Annotated in this window: 30 protein-coding genes; 20 read left to right on the top strand and 10 right to left on the bottom strand. The window is 62.5% G+C overall.

Annotated features, from left to right (window positions below; genetic code table 11):
• Positions 1-85: 85 nt before the first annotated feature.
• The 5 genes from ACGYK9_RS05605 (at position 86) to ACGYK9_RS05625 (ending at position 4,514) form a co-directional block, all read left to right on the top strand.
• The gene (locus ACGYK9_RS05605) at positions 86-559 is read left to right on the top strand and encodes a MucR family transcriptional regulator (protein ID WP_394413571.1); all 474 of its coding nucleotides are present in this window, start codon (positions 86-88) and stop codon (positions 557-559) included.
• Positions 560-602: 43 nt separating this feature from the next.
• The gene (locus ACGYK9_RS05610) at positions 603-1,532 is read left to right on the top strand and encodes a flagellar motor protein MotB (RefSeq protein WP_209217520.1); all 930 of its coding nucleotides are present in this window, start codon (positions 603-605) and stop codon (positions 1,530-1,532) included.
• Between the two features lie 275 nt (positions 1,533-1,807).
• Positions 1,808-2,437: a hypothetical protein gene (locus tag ACGYK9_RS05615; RefSeq protein WP_394413575.1), complete on the top strand. Its 630-nt coding sequence runs from the start codon at positions 1,808-1,810 to the stop codon at positions 2,435-2,437.
• A 53-nt stretch (positions 2,438-2,490) separates the two neighbouring features.
• Positions 2,491-3,834, top strand: coding sequence for a flagellar hook-length control protein FliK (locus ACGYK9_RS05620; protein WP_394413578.1), 1,344 nt, complete (start codon positions 2,491-2,493; stop codon positions 3,832-3,834).
• Between the two features lie 11 nt (positions 3,835-3,845).
• Positions 3,846-4,514, top strand: a complete 669-nt coding sequence (locus ACGYK9_RS05625; RefSeq protein WP_067262400.1) for a flagellar hook assembly protein FlgD — start codon at positions 3,846-3,848, stop codon at positions 4,512-4,514.
• A 19-nt stretch (positions 4,515-4,533) separates the two neighbouring features.
• Here ACGYK9_RS05625 and ACGYK9_RS05630 read toward each other — a convergent pair whose 3' ends face one another.
• The 5 genes from ACGYK9_RS05630 to flgF form a co-directional block, all read right to left on the bottom strand.
• On the bottom strand, positions 4,534-5,112 hold the full coding sequence (locus ACGYK9_RS05630) for a hypothetical protein (RefSeq protein ID WP_394413581.1): 579 nt from the start codon (positions 5,110-5,112) through the stop codon (positions 4,534-4,536).
• A gap of 80 nt (positions 5,113-5,192) precedes the next feature.
• Positions 5,193-5,963 (bottom strand): flagellar basal body L-ring protein FlgH, encoded by a 771-nt coding sequence (locus ACGYK9_RS05635; protein WP_394413584.1) that lies wholly within the window; start codon positions 5,961-5,963, stop codon positions 5,193-5,195.
• The gene (gene flgA / locus ACGYK9_RS05640; protein ID WP_168613245.1) at positions 5,960-6,619 is read right to left on the bottom strand and encodes a flagellar basal body P-ring formation chaperone FlgA; all 660 of its coding nucleotides are present in this window, start codon (positions 6,617-6,619) and stop codon (positions 5,960-5,962) included. The genes ACGYK9_RS05635 and flgA overlap by 4 nt, the downstream gene beginning before the upstream one ends.
• Positions 6,619-7,404: a flagellar basal-body rod protein FlgG gene (gene flgG / locus ACGYK9_RS05645; RefSeq protein ID WP_067262392.1), complete on the bottom strand. Its 786-nt coding sequence runs from the start codon at positions 7,402-7,404 to the stop codon at positions 6,619-6,621. Before flgG ends, flgA begins: the two co-directional genes overlap by 1 nt.
• Before the next feature lie 32 nt (positions 7,405-7,436).
• The gene (flgF, locus tag ACGYK9_RS05650; protein ID WP_394413588.1) at positions 7,437-8,180 is read right to left on the bottom strand and encodes a flagellar basal-body rod protein FlgF; all 744 of its coding nucleotides are present in this window, start codon (positions 8,178-8,180) and stop codon (positions 7,437-7,439) included.
• 134 nt (positions 8,181-8,314) lie between these two features.
• On the opposite strand from flgF, the gene ACGYK9_RS05655 reads away from it, so the two are divergent.
• The 11 genes from ACGYK9_RS05655 to ACGYK9_RS05705 all read left to right on the top strand — a co-directional run bounded on the left by ACGYK9_RS05655 (position 8,315) and on the right by ACGYK9_RS05705 (position 18,549).
• The gene (locus ACGYK9_RS05655; protein ID WP_394413591.1) at positions 8,315-10,039 is read left to right on the top strand and encodes a hypothetical protein; all 1,725 of its coding nucleotides are present in this window, start codon (positions 8,315-8,317) and stop codon (positions 10,037-10,039) included.
• A 98-nt stretch (positions 10,040-10,137) separates the two neighbouring features.
• The gene (locus ACGYK9_RS05660; RefSeq protein WP_394413594.1) at positions 10,138-11,406 is read left to right on the top strand and encodes a flagellar hook protein FlgE; all 1,269 of its coding nucleotides are present in this window, start codon (positions 10,138-10,140) and stop codon (positions 11,404-11,406) included.
• A gap of 12 nt (positions 11,407-11,418) precedes the next feature.
• Positions 11,419-12,834 carry a flagellar hook-associated protein FlgK gene (gene flgK, locus ACGYK9_RS05665; RefSeq protein ID WP_394413597.1) on the top strand — a complete coding sequence of 472 codons (1,416 nt, stop codon included), beginning with the start codon at positions 11,419-11,421 and terminating at the stop codon, positions 12,832-12,834.
• Positions 12,835-12,841: 7 nt separating this feature from the next.
• Positions 12,842-13,903 carry a flagellin gene (locus ACGYK9_RS05670; protein WP_394413600.1) on the top strand — a complete coding sequence of 354 codons (1,062 nt, stop codon included), beginning with the start codon at positions 12,842-12,844 and terminating at the stop codon, positions 13,901-13,903.
• A gap of 13 nt (positions 13,904-13,916) precedes the next feature.
• Positions 13,917-15,017 (top strand): flagellar basal body P-ring protein FlgI, encoded by a 1,101-nt coding sequence (locus ACGYK9_RS05675; RefSeq protein WP_168612836.1) that lies wholly within the window; start codon positions 13,917-13,919, stop codon positions 15,015-15,017.
• Positions 15,018-15,026: 9 nt separating this feature from the next.
• A complete protein-coding gene (locus ACGYK9_RS05680) occupies positions 15,027-15,329 on the top strand; it encodes a rod-binding protein (RefSeq protein ID WP_394413603.1) in 303 nt (100 codons plus the stop codon).
• Positions 15,326-15,703, top strand: coding sequence for a hypothetical protein (locus tag ACGYK9_RS05685; RefSeq protein ID WP_394413606.1), 378 nt, complete (start codon positions 15,326-15,328; stop codon positions 15,701-15,703). Before ACGYK9_RS05680 ends, ACGYK9_RS05685 begins: the two co-directional genes overlap by 4 nt.
• A 107-nt stretch (positions 15,704-15,810) precedes the next feature.
• Positions 15,811-16,782 carry a flagellin gene (locus ACGYK9_RS05690; protein ID WP_394413609.1) on the top strand — a complete coding sequence of 324 codons (972 nt, stop codon included), beginning with the start codon at positions 15,811-15,813 and terminating at the stop codon, positions 16,780-16,782.
• A gap of 105 nt (positions 16,783-16,887) precedes the next feature.
• Positions 16,888-17,292: a flagellar biosynthesis regulator FlaF gene (gene flaF / locus ACGYK9_RS05695; protein ID WP_067262368.1), complete on the top strand. Its 405-nt coding sequence runs from the start codon at positions 16,888-16,890 to the stop codon at positions 17,290-17,292.
• Position 17,293: 1 nt separating this feature from the next.
• On the top strand, positions 17,294-17,719 hold the full coding sequence (locus ACGYK9_RS05700) for a flagellar biosynthesis repressor FlbT (protein WP_322329176.1): 426 nt from the start codon (positions 17,294-17,296) through the stop codon (positions 17,717-17,719).
• Positions 17,716-18,549, top strand: coding sequence for a DUF1217 domain-containing protein (locus ACGYK9_RS05705; RefSeq protein ID WP_394413614.1), 834 nt, complete (start codon positions 17,716-17,718; stop codon positions 18,547-18,549). Before ACGYK9_RS05700 ends, ACGYK9_RS05705 begins: the two co-directional genes overlap by 4 nt.
• Positions 18,550-18,555: 6 nt before the next feature.
• Here ACGYK9_RS05705 and ACGYK9_RS05710 read toward each other — a convergent pair whose 3' ends face one another.
• From ACGYK9_RS05710 to fliF, 5 genes are read right to left on the bottom strand one after another with little or no spacing between them, the layout of a single operon-like run.
• A complete protein-coding gene (locus ACGYK9_RS05710; protein ID WP_168612843.1) occupies positions 18,556-19,605 on the bottom strand; it encodes a flagellar motor switch protein FliG in 1,050 nt (349 codons plus the stop codon).
• 22 nt (positions 19,606-19,627) lie between these two features.
• Positions 19,628-20,464: a flagellar type III secretion system pore protein FliP gene (gene fliP / locus ACGYK9_RS05715; RefSeq protein ID WP_394413617.1), complete on the bottom strand. Its 837-nt coding sequence runs from the start codon at positions 20,462-20,464 to the stop codon at positions 19,628-19,630.
• Positions 20,451-20,900, bottom strand: a complete 450-nt coding sequence (locus ACGYK9_RS05720; protein WP_394413620.1) for a FliM/FliN family flagellar motor switch protein — start codon at positions 20,898-20,900, stop codon at positions 20,451-20,453. Before ACGYK9_RS05720 ends, fliP begins: the two co-directional genes overlap by 14 nt.
• A complete protein-coding gene (locus ACGYK9_RS05725) occupies positions 20,887-21,549 on the bottom strand; it encodes a FliH/SctL family protein (protein ID WP_168612846.1) in 663 nt (220 codons plus the stop codon). Before ACGYK9_RS05725 ends, ACGYK9_RS05720 begins: the two co-directional genes overlap by 14 nt.
• Positions 21,546-23,252 (bottom strand): flagellar basal-body MS-ring/collar protein FliF, encoded by a 1,707-nt coding sequence (gene fliF, locus ACGYK9_RS05730; protein WP_394413625.1) that lies wholly within the window; start codon positions 23,250-23,252, stop codon positions 21,546-21,548. The genes ACGYK9_RS05725 and fliF overlap by 4 nt, the downstream gene beginning before the upstream one ends.
• A gap of 182 nt (positions 23,253-23,434) precedes the next feature.
• Here fliF and fliL point away from each other — a divergent pair, with 182 nt between their 5' ends.
• Genes fliL through ACGYK9_RS05750 form a run of 4 tightly spaced genes read left to right on the top strand, consistent with a single transcriptional unit; the run spans position 23,435 to position 25,920 of the window.
• Positions 23,435-23,968, top strand: a complete 534-nt coding sequence (fliL, locus tag ACGYK9_RS05735) for a flagellar basal body-associated protein FliL (RefSeq protein WP_394413628.1) — start codon at positions 23,435-23,437, stop codon at positions 23,966-23,968.
• Positions 23,965-24,912, top strand: coding sequence for a flagellar motor switch protein FliM (locus tag ACGYK9_RS05740; protein ID WP_067261046.1), 948 nt, complete (start codon positions 23,965-23,967; stop codon positions 24,910-24,912). The genes fliL and ACGYK9_RS05740 overlap by 4 nt, the downstream gene beginning before the upstream one ends.
• The gene (locus tag ACGYK9_RS05745; protein WP_394422435.1) at positions 24,893-25,294 is read left to right on the top strand and encodes a flagellar motor switch protein; all 402 of its coding nucleotides are present in this window, start codon (positions 24,893-24,895) and stop codon (positions 25,292-25,294) included. Before ACGYK9_RS05740 ends, ACGYK9_RS05745 begins: the two co-directional genes overlap by 20 nt.
• Positions 25,291-25,920 carry a MotE family protein gene (locus tag ACGYK9_RS05750; RefSeq protein ID WP_394413633.1) on the top strand — a complete coding sequence of 210 codons (630 nt, stop codon included), beginning with the start codon at positions 25,291-25,293 and terminating at the stop codon, positions 25,918-25,920. The genes ACGYK9_RS05745 and ACGYK9_RS05750 overlap by 4 nt, the downstream gene beginning before the upstream one ends.
• Position 25,921: the final 1 nt, after the last annotated feature.

The raw sequence follows: 25,921 nt of genomic DNA on the forward strand, positions 1-25,921 counted from the left end.
CTTTGCTACGTCCCTTGCGAAGCGCTCTTTGAATGCTTCGCGAACCTTGCAGAAGGCAAGATTAACTTAACAAGGAAGTTGCTTCATGCCTAATGTACCCCCCAAGCAGAATCTGAGCGATACCGCGATTGCGACCATCGTTTCGGGGTTCGCCAGCCGCAGCGACGTGACCATTGACGATATCCTGATCTTGGTCGAGCGTCTGCGCGCGACCCCCGCTGAGGCTCCCGCCACCGCATTGGCCAATATCCCCGCCGCCGCCGCCGTGGCCCCCGTCGCGCCCAAGGCGCAGGGCATGACCGCCGCACCGGGCGAGCAGCCGATGACCGAAGACACGATCTTTTGCCTGTGTTGCGGCAAGGGGTTCAAGATGCTGAAACGTCACCTCGGGGCCGAACATGGGCTGACTGAAGCGGAATACCGCGTGATGTTCAATCTGCCTGCCGACACGCCGCTGGTCGCGCCAAGCTATTCCAAGCGGAAGGCCGAATACGCCAAACGCGCAGGTCTGGGCAAATACAGCCGCGACAAATCGGACAACAACGCAGAGCTTTCCTGATCTGGCCCCCGTGCCCGATCTTGCGTAATCGGGAGGCCGCGTGATGGCTGACAAGAAGAACGCGATGATCATCATCAAGCGCTACGACGCGGAGGGCGGCCACGCCCACCACGGCGGCGGTTGGAAGGTGGCCTATGCGGACTTCATGACCGCGATGATGGCGTTTTTCCTGCTGCTGTGGATCCTCGCTGCCTCGGATGAGGAAAAGCTGCGCGGGCTGGCCAATTACTTTACCCCTACGGTGTCGGACGGCGGATCCTCTTCGGATGCGGCGGCGGACCTGCGCCCGTTGATGGCCGCAGGGGTGATGACCGGCGCGGTCGACAACACCGGCAATGTGCAAAAGCCGACCTTTGGCCGCGACAATCCGATGATGGTCTTCGACAGCCGCCTGCGTGACAAACCCGCCGCCGTGGTCGTGGAATATGCCGAAGCGCCCGAGCCCGCGGCGCCCGCCGATCCCGCCACACTCGCCGCGATTGAAGAATCCGAGCGCCGCCAGTCCGAGATCGACCGCATGGCCGAAGACATCGCCGAGCGGATCACCTCTGACAGCGCCCTGAATGATCTGGCGCGCAATGTCCGGCTGGAGAAATCGAACGGGGCGCTGACGGTGCAGGTGCTGGATCAGGATGAGCGGTCGCTTTTTGCGCGGGGCAGTGCGGACGTGACCCCCAAGACTCGCGAATTGCTGCTGGCCATTGGTGATGTGATCGCCGAACAGAACCAGCCGGTCGAGATCGTGGGTCATACCGATGCGGCCGCCTTTGGCGCGAATAATGGCTACACCAACTGGGAACTCTCGGCGGATCGCGCCAACGCCACGCGCCGCACGCTGATGGCCGCGGGCATTGCCGGGGCGCGCTTCATGCGGGTGTCGGGTGTGGCCGACACGCAACCGATCAACACGATCGATCCCTTGGCCCCGGAAAACCGGCGCATCTCGATTCGGCTGGTCTATCAAGCCGAGTAGTCCTTGTTTTCAAGGCTCTACCGGCCCGGTTGTGCGAATTTACAACCTTGGCAAAAGTGCGACATCCCTGCCGCTGATTCCCGAAAAATTGGCACGGTCATGTAAAATTGTTGACGGTCAAGGTCTTGCGATCTAGACCTTATGTAATAATCGAGCACCGGGCACCTAAAAAATCTTTAAAAATCGCCCGGATAAACCATGGACAGAACGTCCTGAACGAGGCGGAAATGCAGGTAAACTCACTTATAGGTGGCATCTGGAAGGGTGCCTGCCACATGGATTCATCGGCCGATGGCCGTCATTTCAACATGCTGATCCGGGCGCTGATTCCGGTTCAAGCTTCGGTCTTCGAGATGCAGGATTGGGCCGGTCATCCGGTGGCAATGCCAGATTGCATCGAACCGATCCCGGGCATTTGCCTTGGCGATATCCTTGCCGAAGAACTCGACGCCGATGTGCCTTATGGCTCGCTCGTCGTTATTCGCAAAAGCGACAATTTCACCAATATTTCCCAAGCCGCCGGTGCGCTGGTGGGCGAAGTGCTGATCGGGATCATCGGGCGCGGCCTGTTCCCGATGATGGACGAAGACAGCGTTCTGCACGCTTTGGGGCAGGCCTACCATCACGCCGCCGAGGCGGATGAGCTGCTCAGGCTTGGGCTTGAGCCCGCCGCCTTCCGCATGGGGCTGAGCACGGTTTTGGGGCAGTACTGGGGCCGTCCGGTCGACAGTCATTCAGTCTTTGCAGCCCCTGCCGAGGGCGCGCAGATCTCGCTGCGTGCGCTGACCGGGACAGAGACGCCCGTGACCCTTAACCAGTGGACCCTGCGGCTGAAAGCCCTCGTTGAGGCGCGGAGCGCACGCCGCGCCTTTGAAGATCAGCGCGGGAACGTGCGGATCTCCTGATCCTACAAGAGCCTTCGGAATCCCGCCGTGGATCCCAAGTTGGAGGACGTCAGATGATCGCTCAACTTCAGGCAGCACCTGCGGTGCCGAATGCCGCAGGTCTCGGGCAGCCCTCGGAGAAGGGGGCTGCCGAAGGTTTTGCCGCCCTGATGCAGGGGTTGGCCGGGCAGGGGGCCGCGTCGGAGGCGCAGGGCCAAGACGTGCAAGCCGCCGCGCCAGAGGTGGAAGCCGCTCCCGATCCGCTGCCCGAGGACATCGACCTTGAGACGGCAGAGGGGCTGATGGCCCTGATGGATCACACCCTCGCGGGGTTGGAGGAGACCAGCCAGCAAATCACCCCGAAAGCTGCCCTCGCCGCATTTGCCGAAGCCTTGGGCGAAGCGCCGCCTGAAAACCTCGGCGCGCTGGAGGCGGTGGCGCAGTTGGATGATCCTAGCCTTGAAGCCGCATTGGAGGAGAGGATCGCCGGTGCCCTGCGCCTGCCCACCCCGGCGAGCCAATTGAGCATCGCCTCGGCCGCGCTGCCGGTTGTGGGACGTATGGCCATGGGGCAGGCCCAGCAGGGGGCCCGCGTGATGCCCCCCGAAGGGGGCGCGCCGGTGTTGCAGGCCGAAGGCCCTGCCGAACAGAGCGGGTTTAAAACGGTCCTGCCGAGTGAGGGACCGGCCCCGAGAGCCGCCACCGTGGGGGCGACAGAACCGCCCCTCGCCGCGAAGGCCGAGGGCAGCACGACCGCCCCCAAGGTGGACTTGAGCATTGAAGCCGCAGACCCGCGCCTCACAGCCGCCGCCGAGCGTTTCAGCGCCGCTGTCGATGCCGCCAAGGCCGCCCAGCCCGGCGCAAATGCCCCGGCGGCAGAGGCCGTCCTGCGCGAGGTCGCGGCGTTGACCGCGCCGCAGGCACCGCAGAGCGAGGGGCTACGCCTCAGCCCGCCGCAGCCCACGCCGGCCCCCGCACCGAACCCTGCCGCCGCGCCGGAAGAACAGCTTCGCCAGCACGTCAGCCAACAGATCCGCAGCCTCGATACGGCGGACAACAAGCTGCGTTTCTCGCTCTCCCCCTACGGTATGGGAGAGATCGAGATCGAGGTTGTGCGCAGTGAGGCGGGGCGCATGCAAATCGCCATGACCACCGAAAGCGCCTCGGTCCTGAACATGCTGCGGCAAGACCGTGAGCAACTGCTGGACGCGCTGCAATCGCGCGGCATCAGCGCCGAGAATGCGGACCTCGATTTTCAGACCTTTGGCGACCGGGGCCGCAACGGCGGGCAGCAACAGGGCCCCGAGTACACCAAGACCACAGCACAGGCCGATGATGCGCAGGGCGGTGACGCCGCGCCCACGGCCCAGACCTCCAGCCCCCGCCTCGGCGCCGGGCAGCTAGATATCCTCACCTGAAAGGCGAGACCATGATCGACGCGACCACAGCAAGCACCCTGAGCACCGCCAACACTTCGGCGGCGGCGACCTCATCCGCTGAGCTTCAGGAAAGCTACAACAGCTTTCTCACCCTGCTGACGGCGCAGATTTCGAACCAAGACCCGCTGAACCCGGTGGATTCGACGCAGTTCGTCTCGCAATTGGCACAGTTGACCCAAGTGGAGCAAAGCATCGCCACCAACGCGAGCCTTGAGCAAATCTCGACCATGCTTTCCACCGTGGGCGCAATGTCGGACCTGCAATTGATCGGGCGCGACGTGTTGGTGCCCTCGACCCAAGTGCGCATGACCGAAGATGAATTCCCGCTGAGCTACCAGCTCAACGCCGGGGCGGAGGAGGTGACCGTTCGGATCTTCTCCGAAGACGGCACGCTGATCCGCGAGATGCCCGGCCCCTCCACCGCCGAAGGGGAGGTGATCGACGTGGAGTGGAACCGCCTCGATTCCGTGGGCCTGCCGGTGCCGCCCGATACCTTCCGGGTTGAGATCACGGCGACGGATGCCGAGGGCAACGATGTGGGTGTCACCCCGCTGACCCGGTCCGAGGTGACGCGGGTGAACTTCACCGCCTACGGGCCGGAGTTGGAACTGGATAACGGGGAATCCGTGCTGTCGAACGTGGTGCGTTCGGTTCTGTAAACCTGCGCTGTGGCGCGTGTCAGAGCCGCGCCACATCTTGTTTGTAAAGCGATACGAACATCACATCATCGACGCCCTTATGCTCTTTGCTGATCAGATCCCGCAGCAGCCGCGACAGGGCTTCGCTGTCGATCGCCACGCCGCGCAGCACGGCGCTTTCGGCGGCTAGGTTCATCGCCTGCAAGAGCGAATCGCGCATCCGCGTCGCGTCTTCCACGCGGCGGTAGCGTTCGGCCAATTCCAGTGACCCCATCTTGAGCGCAAAATCTGCGACCACATAAGAGACGCTGTTGGTCTTCTCCACCGGGATGGTCATCTGCCCAAGGCGCACCACCGTGCGGTCCTTGGCCAGTTCATAACTGTCCATCGGCGCGTGATCATCGCCCTTGGCGGATTTCTCACCTTTATCGCCATGGGCGTCTTTCTCGGGCGCATGGGCGGCGTCCTTTGCCGTCTCCTTTGCGTCATAAGCGGTCTTGTCATCACTCTTTGTCCCCGCCGCTTCGGCTGGGGCAGGGGCGAGGGCCAGACCGGCGCCATAGCCTGCACCCATGCAAAGCAAGGGGAGTGCTATAAATGCGATTGCTGCCTTTTTCATGTTCGACCTTTCCTGAGCTTTCGTCAGGTTTAACGGTCGATTGCGACGGCAATGGTCTCACTTTGTGACCAAGTCAGGAATTAATAGGGCAGGATCACATCCATCGCGTCTTCGCCGTAGCTGCGCTCTTGCGCGCGCGACAGCGTGCCTCTGCCGCCATAGGCGATGCGGGCTTCGGCGATCTTGTCGTAAGAAATGGTGTTGTCATCGCGGATGTCGGCAGGGCGCACGATCCCGGCCATGCGCAGCTCGCGCAGCTCCTGATTAACCAGTATTTCTTGGCGTCCCGCGACGACGAGCGTGCCGTTTGGCAGCTTGTCGATCACCAAAGCGGCGACTTTGAGCTCGATCCGTTCATTGCGCGAAATGGCACCTGACCCGCTGGCCTCCGAGGCCGATCCCACCTCGACGATATCGCCGCTCGGCAGATCGGCGGCGCTGATTCCGGGCAGAATTGCGGCAATTTTCGCGCCATAGCCAAAGAATGTCGGGAATCCGACCGAGCTTGCCCCCTCGCGCTCTCGGTCCGTCGAATTGCGCAGCTGTGCCCGGTCGTCGATGGAGATCACGACCGTCACGATATCGCCGATGTCGTCGGCGCGCTGGTCGGAAAACAGCGGCTGGCTGCGCGCGGTAAAGAGCGAGGCTTTCGCACTGCCGCGCCGGGGCGGCTCCATCGCGACGGCGGGCATCGGCACCTGCACGCGGGCGACCTCGGGGATGGCTTGGCCATCCACCACGATTGGGGAGGGCTGAGGATCGCGGTCGAAATGATCGGCGGTATCGCAGGCGGACAGGGCAAGGGCGGCACCGAACATCAAGACAGAGGAGCGCGCGAAAGCGGTGGTCATCGTAGGATCTCCACGGTCCCTTCGCCGGTGGCGATGCCGGTGACCGTTTTGTTGCTGACAAGGTTCACGATACGGATTTCCTGCCCCTCATGCGCGTCATCAAGCGCGCGCCCGGGTGAGGAGAGGGCCAGAAGCCCGTCGCTGAAATAGATCTCCACCCGTTCGCCCCGGTTGATGACCAGCGGCTGAATGATGGACTGCGTCTGAATGGGCCGCCCCGGTGTCAGCACGCGGCGCACCTGTTTGCCGACGACCTCTTCCATATCCGTCATCACATAGGCGCCGATCCTGCCCACGGGCAGGCGCATGACGGTCAGGTCGTCTTCCATGATGATGTCATCGGGCAGCAGGCGGGTGATGGGCACAGGGACCGGCATGGTAACAAGGGCATAGCCCGCGATGCGCTGCACCTCGCCCGTCTCAAGCACCGCATTGGCCAGAAACTTGCCGCTGCGCGGGTCCATCCAGAACTCGGCCAGCGTCAGCACCTCTTCGGCGGGGGCGTCCTTGACCGTGATCTCGAAGGCACCCTCTTGCGGCAGGCTGTCGGCGTAGTCCACCCGCGCGCGTTCCTCGACCAATACGCCGATGGGCGCCGAAAGGGCAGGGCCCGTCAGCGCCATCAGGCCAAGGAAGAGGGCGGCGAGCCGTCGCATTAGCGGATTTGGTTCGCAGCCGAGAGCATCTGGTCTGCGGTCTCGATGGATTTGGAGTTCATCTCATAGGCGCGCTGCGCCGAGATCAGATCGGTGATCTGCTGGATGACATTCACGTTGGACGCCTCAAGATAGCCCTGACGGATCATCCCCGCGCCCGGATCGCCGGGGTTCACCACCTGCGCCTCGCCCGAAGCTTCGGTCGCCAGCAGGAAGTTGTTGCCCACCGGACGCATCCCCGGCTCATTGACGAAGGTGGTCAGGTTGAACTGGCCAAGTTCCACCGGCACGGGATCATTCTCAACATAGGCCATGACGACGCCCTGTTCGTTGATCTCGACCGCCGTGGTGTTTTCGGGCACGACCATGCCGGGCTCGACGCGGTAGCCCTGCATTGTCACGATCTCACCCTCGGGGGAGAGTTGGAACGACCCGTCGCGCGTATAGGCGGTGCCGCCATCGGGCAGCGTGACCGAGAAATAGCCCCGCCCGTCAATGGCGACGTTAAGCTGGTTTTCCGTGGCCACCATGCCGCCTTGGGTGTTCAGCCGCACGGTGCCAGCGGTCTGCACGCCCATGCCGATGTCGATGCCCACGGGGCGGGTCGATCCGGCCTCTGAGGTGACGGCGCCTTCGCGTTGCATGGATTGATAGATCAGATCTTGAAAGGCGGCGCGGCTGGCCTTGAACCCGGTGGTATTCGCGTTGGCGATGTTGTTCGAGATCACATCGACATTGGTCTGCTGCGCCATCATGCCCGTCGCGGCGATGCTGAGTGCCTTCATTGTCTCGTTCCTTCCGTTTTACGGATGTCGGGTCAGACCGCCTGTCCGATCCGTTTGAGCGAGTCGCGGCGCAGGTCGTCCGCATTGCCCATCATGGTATTGGTGCGCTCATAGGCGCGTTGCACGTCGATCAGCCGGGTCATCTCGCGCACCGGGTTCACGTTGCTTAGCTCAAGCGTGCCTTGGCGCACCTGCACGGCCTCTGCGACGGCGGGTTTCGCGGCCCCCTCGGGGGCGACGAGCATGCCGCCGCCAAGGCGCTTGTAGCTTTGGATTTCAGGGATATTGAAAACGCCGATCCGCCCCAGCGGTCCGGTCTCACTGCCCGAAATGGTGCCATCTTCGGAAATGTTGATATCACCCATGCCCGCAGGGGGCAGTTGGATCGGCGCACCGCCCGCGTCGAGCACTTTGGCCCCCGACAGCAGCGTCAGATTGCCCTCAGGGTCGATCGCAAAGCTGCCATCGCGGCCAAAGGCCTGTTGCCCGTCGGCGGTTTGATAGCTGAACCACCCCTCACCATGCAGCGCCACGTCCAGCGGGTTGCCGGTCTGCGACAGCGCGCCGGGGCGGGTGTCGATGTACGAGCCGGTATCGCTGACAAAAGCCGCCTGATCGTCGCCAAGCGCGGTGTTGTCCTGCAACAGCGCCTCGAACACCACATGTTCGCCCTTGTAGCCCGCGGTGCTGGCGTTGGCGATATTGTTGGCGGTGATGTCCAGTTGGCGCTGGAGGGAAGTCGCCAGCGACATGCTGATATGGCTGGTTTCCGTCATAACGGGCCTCAGTTTGGGCAAGGATGGCGTGACATTATGAAGATCAGTGTGAAATAAAGAATGGATCTTTACAAGAATAAAGTGCATCTATTCATATAATGAAGCATCTGCACAACATTGTTCTTGGCCTGTCTTTGCTCCTGGCCCCGGCCGCGACGGCGGAGGAGGGTGCTGTCTTTGCGCCTCTATCCATGGCCGAGCAGGGGGAGCAGGACTTTCTCGCCACGCGCGAAGCATTGATGACGCAGCTGGCAGAGGTCTCCGCGCCGGAGGATCCTGCGCGGGCCGAGGTGTTGCTGGGGCTGGCGGAATTGCACCTTGCTTGGATGATGCGCCCCGAGGCGGCGGGCTTTCTGGAGGCGCTCGACGCCGAAACACTCTCCGGCGATGCCGCGCGGCGGCACCGGACCCTGAGCCTCGCGCTCGCCCTGCTCGACGGGGGCGCAGGTGGCGATCTGGGGCAGGCGGTGTCATGGTCCGTCGGCTGGGGGCAGGGGCAGGCTCTGCGCGCAGCGGCCTTTGTCCGGCTGGGCGCGGTGGAGGAGGCGGCGCGCTTGATGCCGCGCACCTTGGAAAGCCTCGCCGACCTGTCGCCAGCCATTCAAGCCGCCGTTTTGCCCGACCTGCTCGAAGCGGCGCTGGAGGCCGAGGATTGGGAGGTGGCGCAGGCATTGGCCGCGCAATTCCCCGACCATGCCGAGCTGCGCGATGGCCCCGCCTATCGCTACCTTCTGGCCCGCGCCTCAGAGGTGTCGGGCGATCTTTTGATGGCTTTCGAAGGCTATGTCCAAGCCGCACAGGGCCGCGATGCCTATGCGCAGCGGGCGCGGCTCGCGCTGGTCCGGATGGGGCGCGAGACCGAGACCCTGCCGGGGCAGGACGCGCTGTCTTTGCTGAAAACCGCGCGCTGGATGTGGAGCGGGGATGCCCTCGGGCGCGAAGGCGCGCAGCTTTTGGCAGAGGTCGCCGCAGAGCAGGGCGACACCGATACCGCCTTGTGGGCGCTGCATAATTTGCTGCGCACCGCCCCTGAAGAGGAGGCCGGGGCGCTACGCGCACAGGCGCGGGCGATCTACGGTGCCTTCTATGCCGCTGGGGCGGCGGGGGAGATCGACCTTGGGCCATTTCTTGAAGGGCACACCCGTATCAGCGCCCGCTGGCGTTTCGATCCGGGCTTTGTCGGCCATGCCATGGCCGTGCCGCAACGCCTGCTAGATACCGGGATGACCGCCCTTGCGGCGCGGGAGTATCGCGCGCTGCGCGAAATGGCCCAGACCTTGGAGCGGGGCGGGGCGACTGCCCCCGATGCCAGTCTTATGGCCCGCTTGCGGCGCGGTGAGGCCCGCGCGCTTTTGGCAGGTGGGCAGGCGGATGCGGCAGTGGACCTGCTCAGCGGCTATGCCGACGATCAGGGCGCCGAGGCCGAAGCGCTTTTGGTCGAAGCCTTGGCGCAGGCGGGCCGGTCGGATGAACTCGCCGCCCTGCGTCTGCGCGCCCAAGACATGGACCTGCGCCGCAGCCGCGCGGTGGCCCTCTACGAGACCGGCAAATGGGGCGCTGCACGGCAGGCCTATCTTGAGATGTGGGAGGCGCACCCCCAGCAGTTTGCCTTTGCCGACGCCACGCGACTGACCCTCGCCGCCTATCAGGCGGGCGACAGTGATACGGTTGCAAGGGCCGCCACGGCCTTTCCCGCGCTGGCCGACCTGCCCGGCTGGGCCGAGATCGCCACAGGGCTGGGCGCGCGCCCTGCCGAAGAGGGGCCGCTGGGGTCAAACGTGATGCGGCTGAGCATGGAGAGCGCGGACCGTATCCTAGATGCCGTGACCAAGGTCACGGACGTCAAGGAAAGTCAGTGACATAAATATCAAATACAAATTTTATTCTTGCTTTAGTCATGAAGAATCGGCTTTCTCATGTATAAGTCAAGAATAACAAGAACGAGCAGGATCAAGTCATGAGCATTACAAGCGCCCTTCAGATCGGGGTCAGCGGGTTGCAGGCCAACTCCTCCCGCGTCCAGAATATCTCTAGCAATATCGCCAACGCCAATACCGTGGGCTACCGGCGGACCTTCTCGGAATTCGTGACACAGAACACCGGGTCGACGCAGGCGGGGGTGCTGACGGATGTGCGCGCCGATATCTCGGCCAATGGCAATATCATGGGCACGGGGCGCTCGACCGACTTGGCGGTGCAGGGTGACGGCTTCTTCGTCGTCTCGCGCAATCCCAACGATCCTGTCGAATCCAACTACTACCTGACCCGCGCCGGTTCCTTCACCCCGGATCAGAACGGCAACCTGCGCAACTCGGCGGGCTATTTCCTCTCGGGCTTTCCGACGGATGCCAGCGGCGCCACGGGCAGCGTCAGCAGCACCAGCTACAATGACCTCAGCACCGTCAATGTGGCGAGCTATCAGGTGCAAGGCACGCCCAGCACCCGCGTTGGCGTTTCGGGCAATGTCCCCGCGCAGGAAACCGGCGCTGGCACCACCGGTACGGCCTTTGAATCCACCCTGCGCTATGTGAACCAATTGGGCGGCAGCGATGCGCTGAACCTGTCTTGGACACCGGGGGCCACGGCCAATGAATGGACCGTCAGCATCAGCGATGAGGCAGGCAACAGCTACGGCGATGCGACGGTGAATTTCACCGACAGCGGCGTCAATGCAGGCAGTCCGGCGAGCTACACGCCCGGCACCCTGCCGATTGATCCCGCGACCGGCGTGGTGACCCTGCAAATCAACAACGGCGGCACCCCCCAACCGCTTGAGATCGACTTCGGCGCGCCCGGCACTTTTGAGGGGATGACCCAATTCTCGGGCGATTACACGCCCCCGGCCTTTTCGGATGACGGCACCGAGACCGGTAGCCTTGAGCGGGCCGAGATGAGCGACAGCGGCATCCTTTACGGCGTCTTCGACAACGGCCAGCGCCGCGCGCTGTTCCAAGTGCCGCTTGCCAATGTCGCCAACCCTGACCAGATGCGCTCGGTCGACGGCAACGCCTATGTGGCGACCCGGGATTCCGGCGCGGTGAGCATCGGCAACCCGATGTTGAACGGTCTGGGCAGCATCAATAGCGGGGCGCTCGAAGGCTCCAACGTGGATATCGCGGAAGAGCTGACCGACCTGATCCAGACACAGCGGGCCTATTCCTCAAGCGCCAAGATCATCACCACCAGCGATGAGATGCTGAGTGAAACGCTAAGCATCAAACGCTAACCCGGTGCATGAATGAGCATCTCATCTGCCTTTAGCATTGCCCGCAGCGGGCTGAGCACGACAGAGGGTCGCGCCAACCTCGTTGCGGGCAATATCGCCAATGCGCAAACCGAAGGCTACGTCCGGCGCGAGGCCGCGCAGGTCACGACCAACGGTCAAAGTGGCACGGTAGAGTTGCGCATTGCGCGGCAGGTGGATGAACGCCTTGCAGGCATGTCGCGGAATGCTTCGGCTGAATTGGGCCGCGCTTCTGCAACCAGTGAGATACTCGGCAGCTATCTGATCACTCTGGGCGAGCCGGGCGATGAAGTCTCCCCCGCCGCTCGTTTGGCGGAGTTTCAGGCGGGCCTCGACCTTCTGGCCAACAACCCCTCCGACCCCGCCGCGCAGAACGACCTTTTGTCGCGCAGCGAGACCTTGGTGCACAGCATCAACGAGGCCGCCATCGGGCTTGAGGCCAGCCGCGCACAGGCCGGTGACAGTCTGGTGGCGAGCGTGGCCGAGGTAAACGCGGCGCTCTCGGATATCGCTGCGTTGAACGAACGTCTGGCCCTTGCCGGGACCGATCCCACCGGCACCAGCGGGCTGATGGATGAGATGAACCGCCGCCTTGATGCTTTGGGCAGTCAGATGGATTTCCAAAGCCGTTGGGAAGCGGATGGAACGCTGACGCTGCACACCACCGGCGGTACGGAGTTGGTCTATGGCGAAACCGCCGTGCCGCTCAGTGCCAACCCCGAGACGGGGCGGCTGATGGCAGGGGACATCGACATCACGCCAAACAGCCCCACCGCGCGCGGGTCGGACAGTGGCCGCCTTGCGGGGCTGAGCGGGCTGATCGCCAATGACCTGCCGCAGATGAAGCTGCAATTGGATGAACTCGCCCGCGGGCTGGTGCAGAGTTTCGAGGCCGCCGATGCCTCCGTCGGGGCCGGGCAGCCGGGGCTTTTCACCGATGCAGGCGGCGCTTTCGATCCGGCGCAGTTGGACGGGCTGGCCGGGCGGCTTGCGCTCAATGACAGCGTCCAGCCCGACAAGGGCGGTGCGCTTTGGCGTCTGCGCGACGGTGCCGGTGCAACGGTGCCCGGGGAGCCGGGTGATACCACGCAATTGAACGCTTTTGTCGACGTGCTTGAGACGGGCATGACTTTCGACGCCGCGACCGGTCTCAGCACCAATGCGCGTCTTGGGGATTTTGCCGCCGATCTGGTCAGCCAGCAGAACGTGCTGCGGGTCGGCGCTGACGCGCAGGCCGAAACGGCGCGCGTGCGCCTGATCACCTTTGAAGACAACCGCAGCAGCATCGAAGGCGTGAACGTCGATACCGAATTGCAAAAGCTTCTGGAAATCGAACAGGCCTACGGCGCGAATTCGCAGGTGCTCACCAGCCTGAGCGATATGCTCGACACCCTTTTGGCCAGCGTGTGAGGATAGGATGACCGAGATTTCCCGCGCCGTCTCCACCGCTTTGCAAAGCCTGCGCCAGCGCGAACAGACCAGCCGCCTCGCCGCCGAGATCTCGGACGTGTCGAAAGAGGTGACGACCGGGCTGAAGGCCAACCCCTATGACGATCTGGGCCATCGCTCTGCCGATGCCATTGCCATTCGGATGCAGATCACCCGCAACGATGGTTTCCTGACCTCCAATACGCTCTTGGATCGCCGCTTTCTCGCCGTCGAAACATCGCTTGGTGCCATGCGCGACGTCGGTCAGAGTGTGCTTGAGCAAGCCTTCACCACCGACAACGCGGGCGGGCTTTCGGCGACCTATCTGTCGCAGGCCGCGCGCACGGCGCTTGATCGCGTGTTGGAGCGTGCGGCGGTCAGCGACAGTTCCGGTTTCCTGATGTCGGGCACCCGCAGCGACACCAACCCGCTGCAAGCTTGGGATGAGATCAACCCGCGCACCGGCGAATCCTCGGCCATCGCGGTGGATCACATGATCGGCGGCCCTCTGACCGATGTGGCGGATGTGCAGCGCGCCATCGATGACCTCAAGGCGGGCTTTGGCGACAGTTCGGTGTTCTTCAACCATAATTTCGAGAACACCTTTTACAACGGCGCGCCGTCGGGCAATCCGCCGCTGACCTCGCGCACGTCTGAGACCCAGACCCTGACCCAAACCGCCCAAGCCAATGACCCGGCAATCCGCGATCTGGTCCGAGGGCTGGCGATGCTGAGCGCGGTAAACCCCAGCGACATCCCCGATGAGGCCGCCCGCGATGCGTGGCTGAGCGAGGCGCGCAGCGCCATCGGGGCGGGGCTTGAAGGGCTGACCGATCTGGAAACCCAGACCGGCCTGAAACGCGCACAGCTGGCCGATACGATCGCGGCTCAAGAAAGCCGGGCGCTGTTTCTGGACGGGGAGGTGATGAACCTCGAAGGGGTCGACCAATATGACGCGGCCACCCGTCTGACCCAATTGCAGAACCAACTCGACTCCAGCTTTGCCATCACCGCGCGGCTCTCGCGCCTGTCCTTCCTGAACTACCTCTAACCGGAACCGCCCCATGAACGCCTTGTTTAAACTTTTGCTGATCGGCCTCACCTTCGCGCTCGCCGCGCCGGCGGCAGCACAGGTGCGGATCAAGGATATCGTCACCGTCGAGGGCGTGCGGTCGAACCAATTGGTCGGCTACGGGCTGGTCGTGGGGCTGAACGGCACGGGCGACAGCCTGCGCAACGCGCCTTTCACCGAACGTGCCATTGAGGGCATGCTAGAGCGGCTCGGCATCGGCAACCTGACCGAAGATCAGATGCGCACGGCCAATACCGCCGCCGTCATGGTCACCGCCTCCCTGCCGCCCTTCGCGCGGGCCGGTAGCACCATCGACGTGGTGGTCTCTTCGCTGGGTGATGCGTCATCGCTGCGCGGCGGCACGCTGATCGTCACCCCGCTGACCGCGGCCGATGGTGAGATCTACGCCGTGGCCCAAGGCCCGATTGCCGTCGCCGGTTTCGCCGCACAGGGGCTGAACGCCTCCATCGTCGAAGGCGTGCCCACGGGCGCGCGGATCGACAATGGCGCCATCGTCGAGCGCGAGGTCGATTTCGACTTTAGCGAGATGAACAGCATCAAACTGGCTCTGCGCAACGCCGATTTCGTCACCGCACAGCGGGTCGAGGCGGCGATCAACCAAGCCATGGGTCCGGTCGCCAAGGCCATCGATTCGCGCACCATCACCGTATCGGCCTACGGCAAAGGATCGTTGATGGAGACGATGGCCCTGATCGAGCCGCTGCAAGTCCAGCCCGATCAGGTCGCCAAAGTGGTGATCGACGCGCGCTCCGGCACCATCGTCATCGGGGCCAATGTTCGCATCGACCGTGTCGCTGTCAGCCAAGGCGGGCTGACCGTCACCGTCCGCGATGATTTCAACGTGAGCCAGCCCGAATCGCTGTCCATCGGCGGGACCACCGTGGTGGTCCCGAATTCCTCGGTCGGCGTGGAAGAGAAAGACGCGAAATTCGCTGTCATCGACGGGTCGGTCAGCCTGCAACGGCTGGTCGACGGGCTGAACGCCATCGGCGTCGGCGCGACCGAGACGATTTCAATCCTTCAAGCCATCAAGGCGGCGGGCGCTCTGCATGCCGACCTTGAGATCATCTAGGGGCAGGTCATGGAATTCCCATCTTTCCCAATCCCCGCACCGACCCCGGCGGCCAAACCGGCAGCGCCGCAGACCGATGCCGTCACCGCCGAAAAGGCGCAGGAGTTCGAGGCCATGTTCCTCGGCCAGATGGTCGATGAAATGCTCTCGACCGTGGACATCGGCAGCTTCGGCGGGGGGCATGCCGAAGAGACTTGGCGCAGCTTTCTGTCCAACGCGATTGGCGAAAGCATCGCCGAGCAGAACAGCACCGGAATCGCCCGCACAATTGAAACTGCCATGCAGCGCTATCAAACGGGGGCCGACCGATGAGCGATCCGCGCAAAGCACTCGCCGCCGTTGACGCATTGGGCAATCTGCTGCGCCGCGAAATCGCCGCGGTCGAGGGCGGGGCGTTCAACCAGCTGGTCGAATTCGCCAGCGAAAAAGCCCGACTCACCGCCGTCTTGGAAGAGCAACTCAGCCACGATCCCGAGGCGGTCAGCAAAGATAAATTGCGCGATCTGAAAGATCTGATCGCGCGCGATCATCACCACCTGCAATTGGCCCGCCAAGCCACGTCAGAGATGATCTCACAGGTTTCCCAAATCCGGGAAAAGCACAGCATTGCAGGCATTTACGGCCGAAGCGGTGCGAAACGTGACAACCGCGCAACACTGATGGCAACCGTGGACAAAAGTTTCTGAATTGCCTCAATGTTGCCAGTTTTTCGCGTAAAAACGTAATCAAGCGGGTTCGCCCCGCAGTTGTCAGAAAGACGACATAACGAACTAGAATAGTCTGGAAAAAGAATATGTCTTCGATCAACACAAACACATCCGCAATGAACGCTCTCGCAACTCTGCGGAATGTGAATTCGAACCTTAACCAAACCCAAGACCGAATCTCCACTGGTCTTAAAGTCACCTCGGCCAAAGACAACGCTTCGTACTTCGCTATCTCCGAAGGAATGAAGGGCGACAGCGGTATGACCAAAGCTGTCAACGAGGGTTTGACGTTAACGAAAAACTCAATCGCTACAGCACGTGTCGGGGCAGATTCTTTCAAAGATCTCGCAGCACAGTTTGCTGAAAAGGTACTGACAGCGCAAAACAACAGCACCGGCCTTGGCGATATCGAAACAGACTTGAAAGCTCTGGTCGCTTCGATGGAGACCACGATCAGCCAGTCTACCTTTGCTGGTGATGATCTGGTTAATGCCACAGGCACTGCCAAGGGTGATGGCGCGGGTGGCGACGCCACTGTCGTTATCGATGCGGCTACCGGTGTGCTCAGCTACGAAGATTCTAGTAATGCAGCTGTTGCGGCACCAGTCGCTGTAACCGAAACCCGTTCTGTAACTACAGGTATTACCCGTACGGGTGCGACAATCGAAACGACCTCCATCGACGTGGAGACGGTCGACCTACATGATATGATGAAGAAGTTTGAGGCCATTGCTACGAATTTCGAAACCAACGCTGGTAACGCTACAACTGGCGCGGCGTTTCTAGCAAAGTCCCTCGAAAACGCTGACGGTCTTGCAACGTCTGCTGTCGATGCTTCTACCAGCTTGGGCATCTCCGAAAAGTCGATCGAAATGCAGCAGGAGTTCCTGACCAAGCTCTCCGACAACCTCGACGCGGGCGTTGGCGCGATGGTTGACGCCAACATGGAAGAAGAAGCCGCCCGTCTTCAGGCGCTTCAGGTTCAGCAGCAGCTGGCATCGCAGTCCCTGTCGATCGCCAACCAGGCACCGCAGAACATCCTGAGCCTGTTCCGTTAAGGATTAGGGTTTTCGGGGCCAGAGCCTAGCGCTTTGGCCCCGGTCCAACCGCCTCAGAATTTGCGGTTGGCAGGCAGCAAACGATAAAAACAAGGAAGAATTCCTATGGGGCTGGCAGCATACAAACGAACAATTCGCGAAAGCGAAACCCCGCGGCAGATCGAGCGCCGCATCCTGAGCCGTGTCACACATGACCTTGCCGAAAAGGGCCAAGGCTTTGATGCGACAGACGATAAGAGCGAGCGGTTAAATATCCTCGCCTCCGGTCTGCGCGATGCAATTTACGAAAATCAACGGTTCTGGTCGGCCCTGCGCTTTGACCTGTCCGAGCCGGAAAACAAGATGCCCGACGGGTTGAAAGCCTCGCTCATTTCCATCGCGCTTTGGGTAGACCGTCACAGCACCGCGCTGATGGCTGGCGAAGGCCGCTTGGCGGGTCTCGTCGAGATCAACGGCAATATCGCCGCCGGTCTGGCCGGGCAGGCCGCGCCGCAGATGCAGGAGGTGTAAGATGCTGAAACTCACCCTCCGCCCCCGCGAACGCGTTGTTGTAAACGGCTGCGTCATCCGCAACGGCGACCGCCGCCAAGCGCTGACGGTCGAGAACCGCGCCGACATCGTGCGCGAGTCCGATCTGTTGAAGCCAGATGCGGAATCCACGCCCGTCTCCAAGGTCTACTTCTTGGTGCAGACTGCGCTGATCCGTCCCGATACACGCGATCAAATCCTGCCGATGATCCAGCAGGGCTTGGCCGATCTGGCCTGTTGCTTTGGCGCAGACATGCGCGCCCGGATCATGGAAGCGGCGAATTTCGTCTCCATGGCCGATTTCTACAAGGCGATGAGCGAGCTGCGCGCGGTGCTCAAATACGAGACCGAGCTCATGCAGCTTCGCCCGGTGCCGCCCGCCTCTAGCCATGAGGCCGCGCACGCATGATTTCGCTGGGCGGCATGGGCACGCAGGTGGCGGTCAAACTGTTTGACGCAACGCGCGACAAACAACTCGACCTTGCCGCCAGCAATGCTCTGAACGCCCGGCAGATCGAAGCCTTTGAAGAGCGTATTGGCAGCATCTCTTCCCCGCAGGAACTGATTGCCGATACGGAAGTCTATACTTTCGTCATGCGGGCCTTCGACCTTGAAGATCAGATCTTTGGCAAGGCGATGATCCGCAAGACGTTAGAGAGCGATATCACCGACAGTTCCGCGCTGGTGAACCGGCTCAGCGACCCCAAGATTCGCGAGATGTATCTCACTCTGGGCTTCACGCCCGGAGGGGGCAGCAGCGAAAACCTCGATAAGGTCGATTGGCAGGCCGAGATGATCGACCGCTTCAAGGAACGTTTCGTGCTGAACGAGGCCGGAGAGGACAACGAAGGCGCGCGGATCGCCTTGGAGTTCAAATCCAAAGCCGCTGAGATCGACTCTTGGCTCGACGTGCTGAAGGACGAAGACCTCGGCAAATTTATGCGCCGCGCCCTTGGTGTGCCGGATGAGGCGATTCAAGTCGATCTCGACCGTCAGATCGCACTTTTCGAGCAGAAGTTCGACATCGAAAAGCTGCAAGACCCGGCGGAGGTCGACAAGCTCGTCTCGCGGTTCTCGGCGATTTACGATGCGGTCGAAGGTGTCTCTTCGTCGTCGAGCACGGTGCTTTCGCTGATGCAGGGGGCTGTCTCGATCGGGCAGGGCGGCAGCTTTACGGCCGCGACCATCGACATCCCCACGATCACCGGCGGCTATAGCGCGTCAAGCGTCTACCGCTGACCCCCTTTATTCGATGAATTCGTCGTCATCGGCGGCCGAGGGCAGTTCGATCACGCCTTGATCGGCGAGGCTTTTGGCATATTCCACCATGGCGGCCTGTGCCGCGCGCACGTCGCGGCCCCGGACCGGGCCGGTGGCGGCCATCTCGTCCATCAGCATCTGACGCGAGCGTTGCGGCAGGCATTCCATCAGGTGATCGCGCTGCTCTTTCTTGGCGCCGCGCATGGCCATCGGCAGGGTCGCCCCGTCCAGCCCGCGCATGACCTGCGCCAAGTCCTGCATCGGCAGTTTGAACAGGTCATCAAAGACGAACATGCGCTGTTTGATGGCTTGGAAAGCGTCCGGAATACGCGCATCGAGCGCGCCGGAAAGCTCTTCGAAAGCCTGCACATCCAACTGGTTGAACAGATCCGCCATGCGCTGATGCGTCTCGACCGAATTGGTGTGCATCGCATTCGACAGGATGTCTTGTTTCAATGTCTCTTCGATCTGCTGCATCATATGCAGCGGTACGGCCTCCATCGCGATCATGCGCTCGGCGATGTCCTGCATCCGCTCAGGGCCCAGCAGCGGCAGCACCTTGGCGGCTACGCCGGTGTCGACGTTGTTGAGGATCGCTGCCGCCGTCTGGTCATGCTCGCCCTTAAGGTAATTGGCGATCACCGTCTCATCCAGCGCGCCAAAGCCGCGCCACATGGCGCTTTCGCGCTCGCTGTTCTTGAGCCCCTCCATGATGCTGGTCACCTGCTCTTCGGGCATGAATTTGCGCAGCATGGACTCTGCCGTCGACAGCGACCCCACAACCGATCCGGTGCCGCTGACGACCTTTTGGGTGAACTCTTTGAGCACATGTTCCACCACCTCTGCCGGGATCGGGCCAAGGCGGCTCATGGCGCTGGTGATACGCTCGATCTCGGCGGTGCCGAGCTTTTGCATGAGTTCCGAGCCGGTCTGCTCGCCAAGGCAGAGAAAGGTGATGGCGGCCTTGGTCGGACCGTTCAGATCCTCCACCGTGATGGGCTTTCTGCGGGATTTGGAAAGGGCATTGGTCGACATGAAGAGATCCTTTCAGTGCAGGTCAGCCACCGGCAAGCGGCACATAGCTTTCAATCAGCGATCCCGCCAGCATGTACCAACCGTCGATCAGCACAAAGAAGATCACCTTGAACGGCAAGGAGATGAGTACCGGGGGCAGCATCATCATCCCCGCGCTCATCAAAACCGAGGCGACGATAAGGTCGATGGCGACGAAGGGCAGGTAGATCAGAAAACCAATGGTAAAGGCACGGCGCAGTTCCGAGATCATGAAGGCGGGCACCAGATGGCGGAAGGTGGCCTCTTCCGCCGAGGCGGGCAGGGGGCTTTCTTCGGCCTCCTCATCCGCGGGCGCGATGCGCAGGAACAGGGCGTAGTCTTCGGGCCGCGTGTTGACGTACATGAAGGTCTTAAAGGGCGCGGCGATCCGCTCCAGCGCCTGTTCCTCGGCGATGGCGTTTTCCAGCAGCGGCTCGACCCCGGCCTCATAGGCGTCCTCAAACACCGGCTGCATGACGAAGAAGGTCATGAACAGCGCCAGCGAGGTCAGCACGATATTGGGCGGGGTCTGGTTCAGGCCAAGGGCCGAGCGCAGCATCGACAGGACGATGACAAAGCGGGTGAAGCTGGTCATCACCACCAAAAGCCCCGGCGCGATGCTGAGCACGGTGATCAGCGCGATAAACTGGACGATCCGGCCCGAGAGATTGGCGTTTTCGTCACTGCCGGGCGCGGTATCGCCGATCACATCCGACAGGGTGCTGAGAAACCCGCCGTCTTGGGCCATGGCCATGCTGCCGCTGGCGAGAAGCACCAGCAGGGCAAGGCCCATACGGCCCGACGCATAGCTGCGCAGAGAGGGGCGGTCAGTCAGGGACATAGTCCTTGACGATCTGTGTCAGGGACACGCCCAGCCGGTCTTCGCCGACCTTTACGAGATCACCGCGCGCCACCAAACGGTCAGAGACCATAAGGTCCACCGGCGCACCGATCTTGCGGTTCAACTCCACGATGGAGCCGCGGGTGAGTTCCAGCAGGCGCGAAATCGGCATACGGGCTTGGCCCAGCACGATCTGCACGTCGAGGCCGACGTTCAGCATCGCGTTGATGCCCGCGCCGCCCGCCTCGGGGCGGGGGGCCAGCGCATTGCGCGAGTCTTCGGTGTCGAGCTGCGGGAAGACGCCCGCATCATCGCCGCCCGTGCTGGCGGCGTTGCCAAAGGCATCGGCGCGCGGCTGCTCTGGCGTGGCGTCAGGCGCTTTGCCCTCTGTGGCGTTGTTGTCGTCTTGGGGGGATTGCAGGTCAGGCTTGTCCATTTCCGTCCTTCTCCTTTTGTGCTTTCAGCGCCCGCGCATGGGTGTCGCGCAATTCGGCGAGCAGGCGGTCGCAAATCTTTTTGAACCCGTAATCAAGGCTGCCGTGGTCCCATTCCATGCGCGCATCGCCATCGGGCAGTTCGGGATCGGCCCGCAGGTCCAGCATTCTGTCGCATTTGTAATAGACCGCCCGTTGCCGCAACTCGGGGCCGATCTGATCCAGCGTGGCGGGCGACAGGCGCACTTTGATATGGCTTGATCCGATGGCCATTTTCAGCGATTGGGTCACGGTCTTTTTCACCCGCGCGGTCGAGAGCCTTTCGATCACCTCGGGCAGGACGATCTCGCAGGTTTGCAGGGTAAAGCCCACGATCTGCGCCATCAGCGCTTCTTGATGAGCCTGCATCGCCTGTGCCAGCCGCGCCAGTTCCTGCGCGAGCTTTTCGGCCATGGCGGCATGTTCGGCCTGCATGGTCTGATGCATCTCGGCGCGGCCCGCATCGGCCCCGGCCAGATAGCCTTCGATATGGCCCTGTTTATGGGCCTTTTTGATTTTCGCTTCGATCTCTTCGGGGGTGGGCAGCGCCGGGTCTTGCGGCTTGCTCTTGCCGTCTTCGTCGAAGTTCTGAAGCTTGAGGCTCGTGATCACAGATCATCCCCTTCCGACAGCCATTCGCCCAGAACGCGCAGGGCGTCATCGGTGTTGTCCTCGGCCAGTTCGGCCACGGCGCGCAATTGGCTGTGCTGAACCGCCCCCTCGACCGAGGCGAGATGCACCATGTCGCGGGGCATCTCATCCATCGGGCCGAGCACGGCACCGGTCTGCGCCCCTGCCGGGGTGGGCAGGCGGTTCTGCGGCGTCTCTTTCTGGGTGCCGCCGGTCAGCGCCTTGGGCGCGTTGTCTTCCTCAGGGCCGTCCAGCAGCGCCGCATCGGCTCCGGCACCGGCCAGCGCGGCGGGCTGGGGCAGGGTGGCATCCAGCACCATGCGCAGCGGGCGGGCGCCCAGCACCATGATGATCGCCACCAGCGCCAAGGCAAAGAGCGAGCGCAGAATGGTCATGGCGTTATCGGCCAGCACCGCGCCTAAGCCACGGCTGGCGGGGTTGCTGAACTCGGAATCGAAATCGAGGAATTGCAGGCTGTCGACCTGCACCTGATCGCCCCGCGCCTGATCAAAGCCGATGGCGGTGCTCACCAGCTGCGTTAGGCGCGCCATCTCCTCGGGGCTGCGCTCGATATAGCCTTCGGACCCATCGGGCAGGGTGCCGTAGCTGCCGTTGACCAGCACCGCGACCGAGATACGCTCGATATCGCCCGGCTCGCGTACCAATTCGCTCTGAACCGAGCCGATCTCGTAGTTGATGATCTCATCGTTTTCCGAGCGGGTGGACTGGCCTGCGGCCCCGCCTGCATCGTCGCGCAGCTCATCGGGGATGTTGTTGGCCACATCCACCGTGGCCGCCGCCGGGTCAGTCTCGTTCGAGTTGCGCACGCGGGTTTCGATCGACCGGGCGACCTGCTGGGCGGGATCGAAGCTGCGCGAGACACGCACTTCGCGCTCGGTCGTCAGATCGACGCTGACCCGAACGCGGGCATTGCCCGGCCCAACCCGGGCGTTGAGGATCGATTCAACCTTTTGCGCCAATTGCTCTTCGATCATGCTGCGCTGCCCCTGCAGCGAAAAGTCGGAGCTGCCGCCCTCATCCTTGGCCAGGATCGTCTCGCCGGAGGCCGAGAGGACGGTCACGTTCTGCGCTTCCAAATCCGCCACGGCGGAGGCGACCAGCGCTTGGATCGCCTGCGCCTGACGGCGCGTCATGCTGGTATTGGCCTGCGAGCGCACGATGACCGATCCGCTGGCCTCGGCCTGGCTGCGCGAAAAGGCGGCGCGTTCGGGCAGCACCAGATGCACCCGCGCGGCCTTGATGCCGCTGATCGTCTGGATCGACCGGGCCAGCTCACCTTCCAGCGCGCGCAGGCGGTTCACCTTTTGCATGAAGGAGTTCATCCCCATGCCGGACATATTGTCGAAAATCTCCCACCCCGGGACGCCTTCGCCGGGCAGCCCTGCATCGGCCAACGCCATGCGGGCGCGGGCGATGTCGGTCTCGGCGACCGAGATGGTATCGCCGTTGCGCGACAGATCGACCGTCAGCCCCGCCTGTTCCAGCGTCTGCATCATTTGCGAGGCCGTGCCGGGGCTTAACTGGCTGTAAACCGGGACATAGGTGGGGGCGAGGATGGTCCGCGCGCCGATGAAGATGGCCGCGGTGATCGCCAGACCGATGCCACCGAGAAGAGCCAGCCGCTTTGGACCCAAATCCTTAAGGTTTTCAACGATCTGATTCACGGCCCCTCACTCGGTTGTATGGCCCGAGCATTCTCCACTCGGCCCTCACTATGCAAGCATATATCGATTTATACTTGGCTGATCCGAAAAATAAACAGGTTTCTGTTGCAATAAAGCTTGTTTAAAGGTGTATTTGTTCTTGCGTATGGCGCTTCGCGCGGGATCCGATTAAGAGTGAAAGAATGAAAAAGCCTCTCGCTATCCTTGCTGTCGTCTTGCTCTGCCTTCTTGCGGGTCTGGGTGGGGTCACGCTGGCCATCGGGCCTTCGGGGCTGCTTGAAATGGCCGGGCTTGGGGGTGAGGAAACCGCCGAAGAGACCGTTGAGACGGCTGAGAACGATCACGGCGAGAAGGGCGGCGAAGACGGCCACGGCGCAAAGCCCAAGACCGAAGTCAAAATGCCGGTCATGCCTTTTCCTGAGATCATCGTAAACGTCACCGACACCGGCCCGGAGGGCGGGCAGACCAGCCGCTTCCTCAAGCTCAACATGCTGATGGTCTATGATGAAACCGCCGAGGGCGCGGACCGTCTGGTCGCGCGTGAGATTTACCTGCGCGACAGTTTCCAAGACTTCCTGCGCCAGTTGCATGTCAGCGATCTGTCGGGCAGCTATGGGCTGGCGATGCTAAAGACCGAACTGCTGCGCCGGGCGCGGGCGGTGGGGCACACCGACGCGCCGCATGAAATCCTGATTGCCGATATGGTGGTGCAATGACGATAGCGGCCTCCCCCGATGCGCTGAGCCTCGAAGAGACGATGATCCGTCAGGCGCGCGAAAGCTTCCAGCGCCTGCCTACGCTTGAGATCATCATCGACCGTCTGCTGTTGGCGCTGGTGCCCGACCTCAAGTCCTATTGCACCGTCGCCCCCGAGATCGAGCTGAGCTCGCTTGAATACATGCCCTATGAGGACGCGATGGAGAGCATCCAGTCGCCCTCGCTCATCGCCATTGCCAATGCGGAAAGCTGGGGCAGCCAGATCGCCTGTGTGGTCGAGCCTGACCTGCTGTTCTCGGTGCTTGAGATCATGCTGGGTGGCCGCCGCGCCACCAGCCAGCAGTGGAAACCCCGCGGCTTGACCGCGATTGAACAGAAACTGGGCCGCAGGCTGGCGGAGCTGTCGCTCAAAGGTTTGGCGCATTGCCTGCAGGATGTCAGCCCGGTGCAATTCGACATTCAATCGCTCGAATCCAACCCTCGGTCGGTCATGCTGGCCGCGCCGCGCACGGCGACGGTGCTGGTCCGCTTGCATATGCAATTCGAAGACCGCAGCGGCCATATGGCGTTGGTCTTGCCCTATGGCACGTTGGACGAGGTCAGCGCCCAGCTTGCGCAGCCCTTCCTTGGCGGGCGCTCGCCAACCGACAGCAACGCGCGCAAGGATATGAACAGCCAGATCTCCAGCACCACGGTCACCATCACCGGCGTGCTGCAGCAGGTGACGATCCCGCTGCATGAGGTGCTGGAATGGAAGCCCGGTCAGGTGATCGATCTGGGCATGACCGTCGATACCCCCGTGGTCGGCATGGTGAACGCCCAGCCGATGTTCCAAGCGGCCTTTGGCCAGCGCAGCAATGGCGCCTTGGCGCTGCGGGTGATCCAATCCTTGCTCCCTAAGGAAAATCAGGAGGACAGCGACGATGATGCCGGCCTTGATTGATATCCTCATCATCGTGCTGCTGGTCGGCACGCTGGTCTATGCCTTTATCCTTGACCGCCGCGTTCGTGCCTTGATGGCGACCCTGAAAGAGATGGAGCCGATGGTCGGGGCCTTTTCCAACGCAGTCGATCAATCGGCGAAATCGGTCGAAGACCTGCGTGACCTCAGCACCAAGGTACAGCGCCCCGAGCCGCCGGTGCAGCGCGAGGCCACGCCGCCCCGTCAAGCCGCGCCCGAGCCTGCCCCGGCAGGCCAGAACCCGGCCCAGATGCGCGCCGCGCGGCTCAAGGGCCGTGCGCAGGTCCGGGGCCAAGCGGCGGTGCAGGGCAAATCCGAACTGGTCCGTACCTTTTTCGACATCACCAAGGAGCGTAAGGAATGAGCCGTATTTCCCTGCCCAAGATCGCGCTTTTTGGCCTTGGCGTGGCTGGTGTGCTCAAACTCACTGTTGAGTTCATGCCGATGATGGCCATCGCCGAAACCCCCGATGACACGCCCCCGGTCCCTGTTGAGCTTGCCGCCGCCCCCGCGCCGCCCAGCTATGACGCCAGCGCCCCGGGCGAGAGCGGCATGTGTGAGCCAAGCCATCTGATTGCCGAAGCCATCGCCGAAGAGCGCGCGCTGCTGAAAGAGCAGCGCGACACGATTGCCGACCGCGAAGCCAAGCTTGCGCTGGCCGAACAGAGCCTCAAGGCCGAACAGACCCGCCTCGCAAGCCTGCGCGACGAGATCGGCGCGCAGCTCAAGGTGATCGAAGAGGCGAACAATCAGGACATAACCAAACTGGTCGAACTTTACCGCAACATGAAGCCGCAGGTGGCGGCGGGCATCATGGATGAGATCGACGTGGAAACCGCCGTGCAGGTCATCGGTGCTATGCCCGAACGGGACGCCGCGCAGATCATGGGCTCGTTCAGCCTTGTCCGGGCGCGGTTGATCACGAAAATCCTGCTGGAACGCTCCAAACTCCCCGCCGACCGCAACCTCGAAGGGCTGCGCCTGCGCTGAG

This window comes from Sulfitobacter sp. 1A15258, assembly GCF_043557045.1.
GTDB lineage: Bacteria > Pseudomonadota > Alphaproteobacteria > Rhodobacterales > Rhodobacteraceae > Sulfitobacter > Sulfitobacter faviae.

Coding starts and splice junctions, on each gene's coding strand:
- ACGYK9_RS05630 (WP_394413581.1), bottom strand. CDS start 5,112: ATGAAAAAGGCAGCAATCGCATTTATAGCACTCCCCTTGCTTTGCATG.
- ACGYK9_RS05685 (WP_394413606.1), top strand. CDS start 15,326: ATGAGCGATCCGCGCAAAGCACTCGCCGCCGTTGACGCATTGGGCAAT.
- flgA (WP_168613245.1), bottom strand. CDS start 6,619: ATGCGACGGCTCGCCGCCCTCTTCCTTGGCCTGATGGCGCTGACGGGC.
- ACGYK9_RS05610 (WP_209217520.1), top strand. CDS start 603: ATGGCTGACAAGAAGAACGCGATGATCATCATCAAGCGCTACGACGCG.
- ACGYK9_RS05620 (WP_394413578.1), top strand. CDS start 2,491: ATGATCGCTCAACTTCAGGCAGCACCTGCGGTGCCGAATGCCGCAGGT.
- flgF (WP_394413588.1), bottom strand. CDS start 8,180: ATGACGGAAACCAGCCATATCAGCATGTCGCTGGCGACTTCCCTCCAG.
- ACGYK9_RS05680 (WP_394413603.1), top strand. CDS start 15,027: ATGGAATTCCCATCTTTCCCAATCCCCGCACCGACCCCGGCGGCCAAA.
- ACGYK9_RS05625 (WP_067262400.1), top strand. CDS start 3,846: ATGATCGACGCGACCACAGCAAGCACCCTGAGCACCGCCAACACTTCG.
- ACGYK9_RS05745 (WP_394422435.1), top strand. CDS start 24,893: ATGATGCCGGCCTTGATTGATATCCTCATCATCGTGCTGCTGGTCGGC.
- ACGYK9_RS05675 (WP_168612836.1), top strand. CDS start 13,917: ATGAACGCCTTGTTTAAACTTTTGCTGATCGGCCTCACCTTCGCGCTC.
- fliP (WP_394413617.1), bottom strand. CDS start 20,464: ATGTCCCTGACTGACCGCCCCTCTCTGCGCAGCTATGCGTCGGGCCGT.
- ACGYK9_RS05690 (WP_394413609.1), top strand. CDS start 15,811: ATGTCTTCGATCAACACAAACACATCCGCAATGAACGCTCTCGCAACT.
- ACGYK9_RS05720 (WP_394413620.1), bottom strand. CDS start 20,900: ATGGACAAGCCTGACCTGCAATCCCCCCAAGACGACAACAACGCCACA.
- ACGYK9_RS05750 (WP_394413633.1), top strand. CDS start 25,291: ATGAGCCGTATTTCCCTGCCCAAGATCGCGCTTTTTGGCCTTGGCGTG.
- flgK (WP_394413597.1), top strand. CDS start 11,419: ATGAGCATCTCATCTGCCTTTAGCATTGCCCGCAGCGGGCTGAGCACG.
- ACGYK9_RS05700 (WP_322329176.1), top strand. CDS start 17,294: ATGCTGAAACTCACCCTCCGCCCCCGCGAACGCGTTGTTGTAAACGGC.
- ACGYK9_RS05670 (WP_394413600.1), top strand. CDS start 12,842: ATGACCGAGATTTCCCGCGCCGTCTCCACCGCTTTGCAAAGCCTGCGC.
- flgG (WP_067262392.1), bottom strand. CDS start 7,404: ATGAAGGCACTCAGCATCGCCGCGACGGGCATGATGGCGCAGCAGACC.
- fliL (WP_394413628.1), top strand. CDS start 23,435: ATGAAAAAGCCTCTCGCTATCCTTGCTGTCGTCTTGCTCTGCCTTCTT.
- ACGYK9_RS05635 (WP_394413584.1), bottom strand. CDS start 5,963: ATGACCACCGCTTTCGCGCGCTCCTCTGTCTTGATGTTCGGTGCCGCC.
- ACGYK9_RS05705 (WP_394413614.1), top strand. CDS start 17,716: ATGATTTCGCTGGGCGGCATGGGCACGCAGGTGGCGGTCAAACTGTTT.
- ACGYK9_RS05660 (WP_394413594.1), top strand. CDS start 10,138: ATGAGCATTACAAGCGCCCTTCAGATCGGGGTCAGCGGGTTGCAGGCC.
- ACGYK9_RS05710 (WP_168612843.1), bottom strand. CDS start 19,605: ATGTCGACCAATGCCCTTTCCAAATCCCGCAGAAAGCCCATCACGGTG.
- flaF (WP_067262368.1), top strand. CDS start 16,888: ATGGGGCTGGCAGCATACAAACGAACAATTCGCGAAAGCGAAACCCCG.
- ACGYK9_RS05615 (WP_394413575.1), top strand. CDS start 1,808: ATGGATTCATCGGCCGATGGCCGTCATTTCAACATGCTGATCCGGGCG.
- ACGYK9_RS05740 (WP_067261046.1), top strand. CDS start 23,965: ATGACGATAGCGGCCTCCCCCGATGCGCTGAGCCTCGAAGAGACGATG.
- ACGYK9_RS05605 (WP_394413571.1), top strand. CDS start 86: ATGCCTAATGTACCCCCCAAGCAGAATCTGAGCGATACCGCGATTGCG.